Annotated in this window: 13 protein-coding genes and 1 pseudogene; 2 read left to right on the forward strand and 12 right to left on the reverse strand. The window is 34.4% G+C overall.

Annotation, left to right across the window (positions count from 1 at the left end):
- The first annotated feature begins 117 nt into the window (after positions 1 to 117).
- Positions 118 to 972, forward strand: a complete 855-nt coding sequence (locus tag CLFE_RS13520) for a LysR family transcriptional regulator (protein WP_077894786.1) — start codon at positions 118 to 120, stop codon at positions 970 to 972.
- Positions 973 to 1,436: 464 nt separating this feature from the next.
- Here CLFE_RS13520 and CLFE_RS24490 read toward each other — a convergent pair whose 3' ends face one another.
- From CLFE_RS24490 to CLFE_RS13560, 8 genes are all read right to left on the reverse strand, one after another.
- Entirely contained in the window at positions 1,437 to 1,691 is a 255-nt protein-coding gene (locus tag CLFE_RS24490) for a hypothetical protein (protein WP_432706048.1), read from the reverse strand.
- Positions 1,692 to 1,739: 48 nt separating this feature from the next.
- Positions 1,740 to 2,513 carry a prolyl oligopeptidase family serine peptidase gene (locus CLFE_RS13530; RefSeq protein ID WP_250944622.1) on the reverse strand — a complete coding sequence of 258 codons (774 nt, stop codon included), beginning with the start codon at positions 2,511 to 2,513 and terminating at the stop codon, positions 1,740 to 1,742.
- Positions 2,514 to 2,548: 35 nt separating this feature from the next.
- Positions 2,549 to 3,208 carry a flavodoxin gene (locus tag CLFE_RS13535; protein WP_077894785.1) on the reverse strand — a complete coding sequence of 220 codons (660 nt, stop codon included), beginning with the start codon at positions 3,206 to 3,208 and terminating at the stop codon, positions 2,549 to 2,551.
- A gap of 80 nt (positions 3,209 to 3,288) precedes the next feature.
- Positions 3,289 to 3,828 carry a flavodoxin family protein gene (locus CLFE_RS13540; RefSeq protein ID WP_077894784.1) on the reverse strand — a complete coding sequence of 180 codons (540 nt, stop codon included), beginning with the start codon at positions 3,826 to 3,828 and terminating at the stop codon, positions 3,289 to 3,291.
- On the reverse strand, positions 3,821 to 4,366 hold the full coding sequence (locus CLFE_RS13545; protein ID WP_250944624.1) for a DUF4405 domain-containing protein: 546 nt from the start codon (positions 4,364 to 4,366) through the stop codon (positions 3,821 to 3,823). The genes CLFE_RS13540 and CLFE_RS13545 overlap by 8 nt, the downstream gene beginning before the upstream one ends.
- A gap of 229 nt (positions 4,367 to 4,595) precedes the next feature.
- Positions 4,596 to 5,132 (reverse strand): flavodoxin, encoded by a 537-nt coding sequence (locus CLFE_RS13550; protein ID WP_242951694.1) that lies wholly within the window; start codon positions 5,130 to 5,132, stop codon positions 4,596 to 4,598.
- A 137-nt stretch (positions 5,133 to 5,269) separates the two neighbouring features.
- Positions 5,270 to 5,842: an alpha/beta hydrolase gene (locus CLFE_RS13555; RefSeq protein WP_207651412.1), complete on the reverse strand. Its 573-nt coding sequence runs from the start codon at positions 5,840 to 5,842 to the stop codon at positions 5,270 to 5,272.
- A 229-nt stretch (positions 5,843 to 6,071) separates the two neighbouring features.
- Positions 6,072 to 6,215 carry a hypothetical protein gene (locus CLFE_RS13560; protein WP_207651411.1) on the reverse strand — a complete coding sequence of 48 codons (144 nt, stop codon included), beginning with the start codon at positions 6,213 to 6,215 and terminating at the stop codon, positions 6,072 to 6,074.
- 134 nt (positions 6,216 to 6,349) lie between these two features.
- Here CLFE_RS13560 and CLFE_RS13565 point away from each other — a divergent pair, with 134 nt between their 5' ends.
- Positions 6,350 to 7,204, forward strand: a complete 855-nt coding sequence (locus CLFE_RS13565; protein WP_077894782.1) for a LysR family transcriptional regulator — start codon at positions 6,350 to 6,352, stop codon at positions 7,202 to 7,204.
- 256 nt (positions 7,205 to 7,460) lie between these two features.
- On the opposite strand, the gene CLFE_RS13570 is transcribed toward CLFE_RS13565, so the two are convergent.
- The 4 genes and pseudogenes from CLFE_RS13570 to tcpF all read right to left on the reverse strand — a co-directional run.
- Positions 7,461 to 8,366, reverse strand: a complete 906-nt coding sequence (locus CLFE_RS13570) for a conjugal transfer protein (protein WP_077894781.1) — start codon at positions 8,364 to 8,366, stop codon at positions 7,461 to 7,463.
- A gap of 17 nt (positions 8,367 to 8,383) precedes the next feature.
- Positions 8,384 to 9,382, reverse strand: coding sequence for a bifunctional lytic transglycosylase/C40 family peptidase (locus CLFE_RS13575; RefSeq protein WP_077894780.1), 999 nt, complete (start codon positions 9,380 to 9,382; stop codon positions 8,384 to 8,386).
- Positions 9,379 to 11,715, reverse strand: coding sequence for a CD3337/EF1877 family mobilome membrane protein (locus CLFE_RS13580; RefSeq protein ID WP_077894779.1), 2,337 nt, complete (start codon positions 11,713 to 11,715; stop codon positions 9,379 to 9,381). The genes CLFE_RS13575 and CLFE_RS13580 overlap by 4 nt, the downstream gene beginning before the upstream one ends.
- Positions 11,712 to 13,292, reverse strand: a pseudogene (gene tcpF / locus CLFE_RS13585) (conjugal transfer ATPase TcpF); the annotation flags it as partial. The gene CLFE_RS13580 and the pseudogene tcpF, both read right to left, overlap by 4 nt.
- Positions 13,293 to 13,360 lie beyond the last annotated feature (68 nt).

A 13,360-nucleotide genomic window follows, 5' to 3' on the forward strand; every position in this document is an offset into this window, starting at 1 on the left:
TCTTCTTCGTTATGAAATAAGTATAAACATTTTTTATAAAAAAGTACAATGCCAATTGCGAAATGTGCTATAATTAAAATGCATACTGAAACGATATAGTAATTAGGAGGTAGAACTATGTTTGAAATATATCAATTAGAACAATTACTGGCATTTGCTAAATATGGAACACTATCAAAAGCTGCAGAGGAGTTACATTTGTCTCAACCAGCACTAAGTCGTTCTATGCAAAAGCTTGAAGATGAACTTCATGTGCTACTATTTGAACGCCAAAAGAATAAAATAGTATTAAATCAAAATGGTGCCTTAGCGGTAGAATATGCTGAAAGAGTATTAAATCAAGCGATCGACATGGTAGAACGTATACGTTCATTTGACAGAAGTCAGCATACTATTGCCGTAGGTTCATGTGCTCCTGCACCTTTATGGTCTGTCACTCCTCTGTTATCGACTCTTTATCCAGAAATGACAATATCCTCAGATATGAAAAGTACAAAACTATTATTGCAAGGGTTAAGAGATGGCATATACCAATTTATCATTTTACATGAAGCTATAGACGATTCAGATGTACATTGCATAAAATATGGAGAAGAGCACTTATTTTTATCCCTTCCACCAGCCCATCCCTTAGCTGGACACAAAGGTGTTCATTTTAATGATATAGATGGCGAAAATTTTCTTCTCTTTTCTAAAATTGGGCTTTGGAATGATCTATGTTTAAAGACTATGCCTTCTTCTCATTTTTTAGTTCAAGATGAACGATTCTCCTTTGAAGAACTTGTTAGGAACTCTGCTCTTCCTTCTTTTACATCTGATTTGTCCATAAAACACTATGGTAATGCTACAAATCGTGTAATTATTCCAATTCTAGATTCAGAAGCTACCGTATCATATTATTTTATGTGTCTTGGGAGCACAAAGAACAAAATGGAAATTATTCTTCATGAGATTGAAAAGCACATGCTCTGATTATAGACTCTGCGAAACGGATACGCGAAATGGTCATGATGTTTTGATAACGGTTCTTCTCGGCAGTTTTCAATATAGGCAAGTTTGATTCGATATCTTCGAAGAAATAAAAGAAGAACGGACAACATCCAAACGAAAAAGATTAGAAATCCATTTAGCATCACGCTTGTCTATTTTAATTTACACAAACCTATGGATGTTCTTCTGAAATGAAAGGTGCCTTATATGCTACTAGCTCTTCTTTTCCTTATTGCTGTCATGCTTTTCTTTACGTTCTTCCACCATCTTTGCGAACCATTCAACCATCGCTGGATCATAATGTGAGAAGAATGAACTCTCTTTCTTATCAAGATTTAGTTACTTGATAAACTCCATAGCCTAATATAGACATTTCTACTCCATTACTTAATTTTACATATTCCATGATTTATTTCTCCTTCCGCCATTCGGGCATTGACTATTAATTAATTCAATTTCTTTCCATCAGAAAAAGCATTACCCACCTTTTCACCAATCTTAAGATAAGCTGCATTCATCGCATTTGTGGTTCCATCCTCACTATATGTACCGATAATCAGTACTGGTTGAGGATACAAATATGGTTTCGCTTCAAAGTCTTTTCTCCTTGTCTTAATTCTCCTTTTTTCTTTGATTTTTATTATTAAATAGCCAGCCCATGATATGTATATCTTTGGAAAATAATGCCCCACCGCCACCATGTTGATTTGTTATTCCATGACTTGTAAAATAATCAGCACTTTTTACATCTAGAACAGGGGCTGTCCAATTTCTTTATTGGACAGCCCCTGTTCCCGATAAAGCTTGCGAAGTGTATTATAAGCTTTCTTTGATGGCTGAGAACCATAATATTCATCATTTTCACCAACTGCAGAATATACTGGTGTTCTACTTTTCACTACTTTGTCATATGCTCCATCCCACTTGGAACTGCATTGCAGATAAGCAGTGAAAAGTTCTGGTTTTTTCCCCATTACCAAGGACATGGTTTCTCCACCACCTGAATATCCAATAGCATAGACCTTCTTCGTATCAATATTATAATTCTGTAAAAAATATTCCACCAATTCAATTGTCTCATTTGCTGATGTTTCGCCCCAATCCTCCAACTGTGGGGCTACGACGATCATTCTATCATTGTACTTTTGTGCCTCAAATCCAAACTCTTCTGTTCTGATATTTTCTGCCACACCCTGAAAGTAAAGCCCCTGATATCCTGGAAGTGTAAAATACAAAGCATATGCTTCATTTCCATCATAGCCTTTAGGAATATAAACATTATAATGAATTGCTTCACCCGATTTAGTATGTAAAACATTGTCTACAGAAAATCCTCTATATTCCTTTTTCCCTGATGTAACATACTCATCTGTTTTATCCGTTTTCCTCTTGTCTTCATCATTCTTTTCACTTATTTCTTTCTTCTCAGACCTTTGATTCCGATTCATAATTGTATTTAATGATGCATTTTTCTTGTCAGTCGAATCCTTACAAGCTGTTATGGCAAAAAGTGAACAGAGCACAATTGCTACCATATAATACTTTTTTTCTTCATAAACTATTTTCTCAAACTTTCTACCCATTTCTGTACATCTTCTGTAGAAGCACCAGAAGGGAATCTTTCACCTTTAAGCCAGTTACCTTTTCCCGCCATCTTAGCAAGTAGTTTGCCACTATCTCCAATATCTGAGGATGCAGAAGTACAAAACGGAATAACTGTCTTTCCTGTAAAATCATTTGCTTTTACAAATCCGTCTACAGGCCAAGCTGCAATTCCCCACCAGATTGGATAGCCGATAAACACTGTATCGTATGACTTCCAATTATCAACTGTTGTAGTGGTAAGCTGAACATTTCTGCTACTAGGATTATCATGTTCCTTTGTTACACGACTGTTATTATTTGACCAGTTCAGATCATCATTACTATATGGTTTTACAGGTTTCAATTCAAAAGTATCTGCTTTCATAGTCTCTGCAATTGTTTTAGCAACCGCTTCTGTATTACCTGTTGCCGAATAATACACAACAAGCACTTTTCCACTTTTACCCTCTGTTTCAGTTGATTCTTTACTGGAATCATTATTTATCGCTTTTTTTTGTGATACCTTCTGTGATTTTCCTGCCTGGTTTTCATTTGTATTGGATCCACATCCGGCAAGCACACCCATAAGAAATGTGCAGATTAAACCTATAATGATTATTTTTTTGTTTTTCATGCTTATTCTCCTCGTATAAAATAAATTTTTAAATTAACTCTATTGACAAAACTAGCTTCTTGAAAGATAAAATATCTCCATTACACTCTCTTTCCCATTTCATATGCTTCCTGCATTGTCTTCTTTGTTTTTACGGAACCAGCTTCATATGTTCCTGTTCCATAGATCACACCTTTTTCCTGAGAACCACCCAGACAAGCCGCAAACCCACGGAAACACTCCAGTGTCACTTCCATGGCAGCTCTGTCTTCATCGGCACATGTCATAATATAATAGAATTCTTTATCCTTCAATTTTGTCCACTGAGCCAGTGTTCTGTCAATTACTGTTTTCATCTGTGCATCAATGGAATAGAAATATACTGGACTTGCAAGCACGATAACATCTGCCCAATGCATTCGTTCTAATATTTGTGACATATCATCTTTTATGGCACAGATTCCAGCATGATCCCTACAATAATAGCAAGCAGTACAATAACCGACTTTCTTCTCTCTCAAAAATACTTTTTCTACGATATTGCCGGCTTCTGTAACTCCTCTTGCGAACTCATCACATAAAATATCTGAATTGCCACCTTTTCTTGGACTTCCTGATAAAATGAAAATATTTTTATTCATTACGTTTCTCCTTTGCTTTTAAATATATAAATAGTTTCTGTAGGTAATATCCAGCAAAGATCATTAAAATTGTTATTGCAAGTAAATCTAACTCATAGAAAATAAATGGTTCTTTATAATTGAAAAATACAAAGTGCATTTGTAATGTTATGTAAGATATAAAATTTCTTTTAACCAATGCATACACTCCATATACAGCTGCCATCCCTGCAATACCTCGCAGAATCCATGTCCGTATCTCGCTTTTCTCCGTAATATGAAATACCTTACGAAACATTCCAAGGATCATTCCATAATGTAATCCTATATGAAATCCCATTAATAAGAAGCTTGCATAACTTGAAACCACATGCAGATTCATTGCAAGAAACCAACTCATATTCAGGTCGAGAAACCGAAAAATATATTGAGACATTCCGATGCCACTAACCATCAGAACAATCATATCTATAAGAAGTAACATATCTGCTATGATCAAAAGACTTCTCTGTATAAAGTACTTTCCTTTTCCAAGTGTAGAATACCACTTATAATTCATAAAGTGATGCAGAAAAAATAATATAAGCATGACTGTTCCTGCAATCTCATGATTCTTCTGTCCGGTGAACTGGAATGACATGAGTACAAATAAAGCAATACTCATTGCGATATCAATCACCATTTTTGCCTTCAATTTCAAATTCATTAATTACCTCTTTTCTGATACTAATTTGATATAAATATATCTGTAAGCCATGTATTATCTTCCATACTTATTGTTATTTCAATTATTTTGCTAGCCCAAGTTTATCCAACCACTTAATGACTGTTTCTGTTTGATCTGACTGCATATCACCTCCTCGTATGGCAAGTCCATCTAAAACCTTTGCCTTTGGCTCAAACTTCTTAATTGTACTATATGTTCCTCCATCTCCAGAACCTTCATGGGTATTAAATGGGATAATTGTTTTTCCACTAAAATCATATTCATCAAAAAATGTGTACATAATCATTGGAAGCGTGTACCACCACATTGGGTATCCCACGAATATTACATCATAATCATACATGTTGATGTTAAGATTCTTGAATTTCGGTCTTCCATTGTTATCTCTTTCCTTTTTTGTATAATCAAACAGTTCCTGTCCGGTAGGATAAACTTTTACTGGTTCAATTCTTCTAAAATCACCACCAACCTGATCAGATATAGTTTTCGCTAATTTCTGTGTGTTACCCGATTCAGAGAAATATACAACTAATGCTCTTTTACCTCTCATGTCTATCTTAGCTTTTTTATTATCTTCGTTTACAATACTACTGTTCATTCCAACACTGCGTCCTCTATGCATAAAGTAGTAGATAACACCTACAACAAATGCAAGGGAGACTACTATTGCAATAATTTTGATTAACATTTTATTCATAAAAACCCTCCTTATTTTCATATTCATCTTTCATGGTTTCAGAACCACATAATTCCATTATAGGTATATTCCATGGACGCTATCCCATCATGGGCATAACCCTTCTTGATGCGAAATGTCAGATTTCCATCATCCATAAATTCACCACTCATAGGAAGAAAATACCGGAAATAATCCAAGCAATACTCAAATGTACGCCATGTTGTCACCGACCCCATAGAAAACCCTCCAAATCCCCGATGATCTCTAGATTGCTGAAGTGCCTCCTTTGTGGTATTTTCTGCATAGGTACTGAATCTTCCTTCCACAGCAGGTATCAGATCATTGACCAACTCATTATGATAATTTTGGGTCAATCTTATAGCAAGAGAATAATCTCCACTATCTGATTGACTCAGGTTATTATAGGTCGGAAATACCATTATCAACGGTTTGATCTTGCCATCCTGTATTGCATGATCAATTATGCTCTTGAAACCTGCATGTTTCTTATCTGCCCCCATTGTTGTTGCCTCGTTGCACCATCCGCCATGCATAAAATAGAACACTTCGTACTTCTTGTTCTCCGAATAACCATATGGCAGATATACATAGGCAGTCTTAGTAAGCACTTTGCTTTTGCTCTCATAAGTGAATGATTCGTATGTGTGTGTCGTAATCCAACCGAACCAGTCTACCCAGTTCCTTACATGGAAAATGATATTTCAACGGAATAGACTCCAATTTTTGTGGAAAATTTCTATAATTTGTATTCATGTTTCAACTCTCTTTCTGCCATTCAAATCACAAGTGCTCGCCGAAAAAAAGAAATGATCTGAACCAACGATGACCACCAGAACATCAATCACCATTAAAAGCCTGTACTATATCAATAGAATGATATCCTACTTCAATTGCATCTAATACTGCTGGATCAGCTACCTGAAAAACTCCAAATCCTAACACTGGCATTTCTACTCCATTATTTAGTTTTGCAAATTCCATTTTATGATCTCCACGTTTCCTCTTCATTCTGAGATAATCATAAACATTTTTTATAAAAAAGTACAATACCAATTGTGAAATGTGCTATAATTAAAATGCATACTGAAACGATATAGTAATTAGGAGGTAAAACTATGTTTGAAATATATCAATTAGAACAATTACTGGCATTTGCTAAACATGGGACACTATCAAAAGCTGCAGAAGAGTTACATTTGTCCCAACCAGCACTAAGTCGTTCTATGCAAAAGCTCGAAGATGAACTTCATGTTATTCTATTTGAACGCCAGAAGAATAAAATAGTATTAAATCAAAATGGTACCTTAGCGGTAGAATATGCTGAAAGAGTATTAAATCAAGCGATCGACATGGTAGAACGTATACGTTCATTTGACAGAAGTCAGCATACTATTTCTGTCGGTTCATGTGCTCCTGCACCTCTATGGTCTGTCACTCCTCTGTTATCGACTCTTTATCCAGAGATGACAATATCCTCAGATATGAAAAGTACAAAACTATTATTGCAAGGATTAAGAGATAACATATACCAATTTATTATTTTACAGGAAATTATAGATGTTTCAGATATACATTATACAAAATATGGTGAAGAGCACTTATTTTTATCCCTTCCACCAGCTCACCCTTTATCTGGACACAAAGGCATTTATTTTAATGATATAAATGGCGAAAATTTTCTTCTCTTTTCCAAGATTGGATTTTGGAATGATTTATGTTTAAAGAAACTGCCTTCTTCTCATTTTTTAGTTCAAGATGAACGATTCTCCTTTGAAGAACTTGTTAAAAACTCTGCACTTCCATCTTTTACATCTGATTTAGCCATCAAGCACTATGGTAACGTTACAAATCGTGTAATTATTCCAATCCTTGATTCAGAAGCTACAGTATCTTATTATTTTATGTGTCTGTCCAGCATGAAGAACAAAATGGAAATTGTTCTTCGTGAGATTCAAAGACACATGCTCTGATTGTAGGCTTCCAAGAATAATGCACTATACTCTAGACAAAATTTCTACAGGAAATGTAGAGCGTTTATCAAGCAGTATGCAGAAAGTGAAAGACCAAAATATCCTCAAAAGCCACTAATAGTATATCTGCATATGTTTAGGAGGAAAGGGACAACTAATCTTTACCAATACGGCGTTAAACTTTAGCTTGTGTCAAGAATCCTTGGACATTCATCTACCGAAAAAACTAAAGTTAATAGTGTACCTGCTAGTTTTTTTATTTAACAATCATCCAATTTATATCTTTTTCTAAAATCAAATCAAACTGTGAAATTTGTGTTGCTTTTGTTTGCTGATCTAAATATTTGACTGATACAGATACTTCAATTTGATTTTTTTTCTTCGTATATATAGGATTAAGTAATTCTGCAAAAATATAATCTTTATTAATAGGCTTCAATGCACTATCTTTTACATAATAGGATAATTCCTTTTCAGTCGCCGTTGGATAGAGTTTAAAAAATGTCTTTAGAAATTCGTTGATTTCTCCAGTAGTTGTAGCGTCCACCGCCCCATTATCTTCCTTTGCCTTTGGCTGATAGCTCGATTTTGAAGGTATGCTGCAAATTGTTGGATTCTTTATTATAACCATATTTCCAGAACCATCTACATATACTGTAACTTCATAGGCAGAATTTACATTTTCTTTATTTTGACCATCTACAATAAGCTGGTCTACTGTAAAAATCACTTGAAATTGCTTTTCTCCATCTTGTTTTACAGACCAAATCTCCACATTTTGAACGGCGGAGCTAGTAGGTATATCTCTACGTATGGTATCAACATTTAAAGTTTGCAATTCTTCTGTAAGATATTTTTTAATATCCTCATTTCTGCTATCAATTGAAGCTTGCGACGGCTGCCATGTATAATAATCTTGTGCAAAATTCTTAACGAAATTTTCTATCTTATGTGTATCAACTATCTCTTTATCAATAACTTTAGTTTCATGAACTGTTTTAATGTTTATTGCTGTAAAATTCTTATAGACTGCAAAACAAAAACTTGCTATAAGAAGCATCCACAAGGCAATTACTGCTTTTTTATGTGTATTTACTTTATATACTTTTAATTTTTTAGTTTTTGGCTTTGTTTCTTTATTTTCTCTTTTTATAAAATTCATATATTTCACCTTTCCTTCTATTTTTTAATTCTTCCTGCACAAACTAAATGTTCCTGCCAATAAGAGCTTGTTAAATCTGCATATCCTATAGGGTCACCAGCCTGATACATATGATTATTTCCTTGATATATTCCTACGTGAGTAATATAAGTTCCAGCATCATATGTGGAATGAAAAAACACCAGATCTCCAGCCTGTGCTTCTGATAGTGGAATATGCTGTGTAGCGTCATACTGCTCTTGTGCTGTTCTAGGTAAATTGACACCAGCTTTTCCATAACACCACTGAACAAGCCCACTGCAATCAAATGAAGTTGTTGGAGTATATCCACCATATACATACTTCCATCCCTTATATTTCAAAGCTTCATTCATGACAGCTTGTACAGTTGCATTATCAAATTTTTCCGATGTTATATACTGTGACACAAGCAAAACATAAAACATATTTCCATAGCTGTACTTCCATCCTCCATTTTCTTTAGCAGCTATTGGATTATCATATTTTTCTTTATTTCCTCCAGACTTCTCATTTGAAAAATTCTCTGCAAGTTCAAAAGTATATTTCTTTCCTCGACTTGCCACATAATCAATAAAACCGTCTCCATAGTTATAAGATTGGATAACCGTATTAATATCACAATCCTTACTTTTAGCGGTTTTAAGCAGAGAAGCAAAGTACTTGCATCCCTGCTTTATAGATTCTTCTGCATTTAATGTATTTGCTGGAAGTCCCTCCGATTCACTTGATTGCATAACATCTTGAAGTATACCGCCAGATTCCACCTGCATAATTGCAAGCAAGTAATTTACATATTCTGAAATTCCATATTCTTTAGCGTATTTTTCAACTATAGGTTTATATGCCAATACTTCCGCAGATACGCTTACTCCACCATCTTCAATATTTGAACCTCCGTTATCTTCATCTGAAAAAATTATAGCTACAAAGAAAAGTAGAACAAAGAACGCTGCAAATATACCAGATATCAGAATAATGAAATGTTTTTTCTTCATTTCTTCTCCCCTCTCTTCTTTAAAGATTGGTGGTTGCTAATAATTTTAAATTTCTTCTGTATACCTGCTCCACGGTTAACATTAATTCCATTTACTTTTATAGATTTTCTTTGAAATCCTTTCTCTGTTGAAACAGAATATCTAATTTTAGAAGGCTGTTTTTCTATATTTGAAGTCCGATTGCTTTGCCTATCAGATGGAGGCTTACGTTCTGTTCTTGTTGAAGCTCCATCTTTTCTAACAATTTTACGTTCTTTATTCAATAATGGATTATCTAAGTTACCATCCTTTAATTTTTCTATAGGTTTTTTAATAACTCTTTCATTTGGCGTATTGGCATTTAGTTTATTCTTGCTACCATTTTTTATATCAGGCTGTATAGTTTCCGTTCCACCCCTTTTAACAGGATTAAATGTTTTTCCTTGTGTTCCAGTTGTAGCAGGTCTTTCATGAGTTGAATTAATTATTTTACTAGGCTCTAATGGATTTTCAGTTTTGCTTTTACGTGCCTGTTCCATTTTTGAGCGGCGTTCTGCAATCGTCATTCTTCGCTTATTTTCTTTATCTTTTCTTCCTTGCTGTCTTGCTTTTCTTGTATCCGTAATACTTGCTTTAAAGTCAGAAATTCCGTCTTCAATCTGTGATTTTTCATGATACAAAGCATACTTAGCATTAACCGGCAAATCCTTTGCCTGCTCTTTAATATGTTCTGCTTTATCTTTGATGTGGTCTTTAGTATCCAATACTTTACCTGCTGCTTGTCCAACTCTTCTTCCAAATGATTCTCTATTATTAGGATTTTCCTGTTGTTTTCCGTCTGGTCTTGTATGATCTGCTTGTATAGCTCTTGAAGTAGAAGTTTCAAAATTGTTATTTGATTTTTTACCTGCATTAGATTTTTTTCCATTAGCTGCAATTGAACGTCCAAGCTTATGTTGAAGACGGTGCATATGTGCCATCATAAGCATACGTGGTCTTCTTAAAATCTGTCTTCCCATGCTTTGAGATTCACCGCTTTGTAGTGAAAACATGCTCATTAAATCACCAAGTTTAAAATAAATACCTGCAAAAGTCACTATCTGTAAAAAAGCTATTAAAAAAAATGGATAACCAGTAGATAAATTATAAAGCATAGTAGAAATACTAAAAGCAGTTGTAACTATTAATGTAATTCCTGCTCTTGACATAATAGTATTAAATAGCTTCATAATGGCACGCTTTGTCATACTTTCAAAGGTTGGTATCATACTTAGCAGAAAACTTACTGGTAAAAACATCGCATAAATTATAAAAAGAACCTGTGAAAAAATCATAATGCCAGTAAGCAGAAATACAAAGGCTGAAATTCCAATATTGAAGACAAAAAGAAAAAACACCATTCCTAAACGATTAATAGTTTTTGTGATGGTGAGATTGGTATTTTTATTATCTTCTATTTCAGACTTTACTATATCTTCTCTGTCTTTTCCGTTATTATCATCTGGACTTGTAGATATTAATTTTTCAACCCTGTTTTCTCCAATAGTTTTTATATCAGAGTTATCATATTGCAGTAGTAACCAAGGCTGCTTTACCTGGATAGCAAACAAACTATCACGAATAAGATCCACACTATCTTTACCCTTACTTTTAGAGTTTGGCATTACAATTTTTGTACCAATTGATAAACTGGCATTACTGATGTCAGCAGAAAATCCATTAATTTTTTCTATATAGTCTGGTGCATAGGCAATAAATGCAGCTGATAGTACAAATACAACAATGAAATTCACCACTGCATGAATAGCTTTCGTAGTTTCCCTTTTGATAAGTCCTGTATAACCAACATAAATTCCAAGTATCAAAATGAAAATCAGCAGAAATCCTCCATAGAAACCATTTGAAGAAAAACCACTTGTACTAATACCTGCTATTGTCTGCATATTCTTTCCAATTGAATCTGCTGTTGCTGATATAAAATCAAGAGAATATGCTTCCTGCACTAAGTACCCTGTAGCATTAGATAGAAAAAGGCTGATAGTCCATATAAAATTTGTAATAGCATACAGACCATACATAACCTGTTTTCCAATTCCATCAACCCAATTCCACGGTAGCCAGCTCCAGCTATTATCCACATAAAAATCAAGTTGGTAATTATCTAGTGGATACTTGCTGTATTCATTACTAGCCTTCACTGTATCATCAACAAGCCCTGCTGCTCGTGCTACTGTTCCCACTATTGCCAATATAAAAATAGCAATTACTAATACTATAAGTACAGTAATCACTATTTTTCTTACACGCTGCCAATTAATTTTTCCTTTTTGTTTCTCTAGCTTTACTTGCTTCATTGCTCTACCTCTTTTCTCACAGGTGGACGAGTATCAAAAGCGTGCAGTAATTCTTCAAAAATAGGATGGAATTGTATTACACCAACTCTACCGTATAAATCGCTGATAAGGCAATGTCCATTCTCCAAATCACGTAAGCGTTTCTGGTTATTTTCATCCTCCTTATCAACTCCGAAAAATTCTAAAGTTTTCTTTATCTCATTAATATCTGTGGAGCGAAAAGCAAATTTTAATCCCAAATTATTTTTAAGCTTTTCATCTAGCAGGTCATCTGTGTTCTGAGTTACGAAATATACCCCTGCATTCATAGCTCTACCAGCACGCACTAATTTCATAGAAAGTGTTTTCCCCTGTGCTACTTGCAGAAAACTCCACGCTTCATCAAGATCTACGATTTTAAAAATACTGCGGTCAGAATGTATAAAGTCAAGGGCAAAGGTACTAATAACAATTAGCATAGCCACTGAAAGAAGTTCCATTGTAGTATATTCCTCAAAAGATGTTTCCTTATCTGGAAGCACCAAATCAGCAACTTGTATGATATTTAGCTGTTTTTCTAAACTTATAGATTGAGAAATAGAACCATCTGAAAATAATAAGTGTGCAAAATCATAATCTATGAAAGATTCAATATGCTCTGCAATACTATTACTTATAGCAGTATTTTCAGCTCTCAATTCATCTATAACTAATAGAAGTCCTCTTTTTCTACTCTTTGTCACAGCTCTAATTGCTTTTCTTAATACTGGAAACTTCTCACCATCACGAGAAGAAATACCTGTGAGGAAAGTTAATATATCAATTGCTAAACTTTCAGAATCCTTTGGCCTTTTCATAATCACATAAGGATCAAGCAGTCCTTTGTTACTCTCTTCACTTGTAAGATTTACAATATTGATTTCCTCCGCAATTTCTGGAAGTGTCTCTTTCCAGTTTCCACGCTCCGACTTAGGGTCTACAATAACTGCCTGTGCCCCAAATAGTACAGAGTAATAAACAATCATATTATTTGAAAATGATTTTCCACCACCTAAAGAGCCAACAAAAGCAGCAGCCAAGGCATTAGTAACTGAGCCTTTAACCCCTTGACTTGCAAGAGCAGGTTTTAAATATACATTTCTTCCTGTGTCAAGATTATACCCTATATAAATTCCTTCTGTTTCTCCGAGCATTTGAGTTGCTCCAAAGCCTAAACCAGCTAAAAAATCAGAAGTAACATATTGTATATAGTCATTCATATATCTTTTACTTGCAGGAATAAATTCATTGTGTAAGCCCATCATATCACCAAAAGGTCTAACAAGTTTAACATTCAAATCGTCGTAAAAGTCTTTTACTTCATTGCATCTACGCTTCAATTCGTCTAAATCTGGCGCAGATACTCTTATTACATAACTAAGTTTATACATTGATTCCTTGCTCTGATCTAAATTTGTTTCAAGTTCATTTACGCTGTCCAAAGCTTCCATGACATTTGAACTTGTTTCCGTATCACTTTCAAAAGCATGATTATCAAGGTCTTTTAATTCCTTTTTCTTATTACGAACAGTAGATAAAGCTTTCTTATTTGCTACTATTTATAGCGATAGGTAACTCTTTGATGTTATCGCTAAGTTTTCCCCCGCTTCACACCGTGCATGAGAGT

The sequence above is a fragment of the Clostridium felsineum DSM 794 genome (assembly GCF_002006355.2).
In the GTDB taxonomy this organism is placed as follows: Bacteria; Bacillota; Clostridia; order Clostridiales; family Clostridiaceae; genus Clostridium_S; species Clostridium_S felsineum.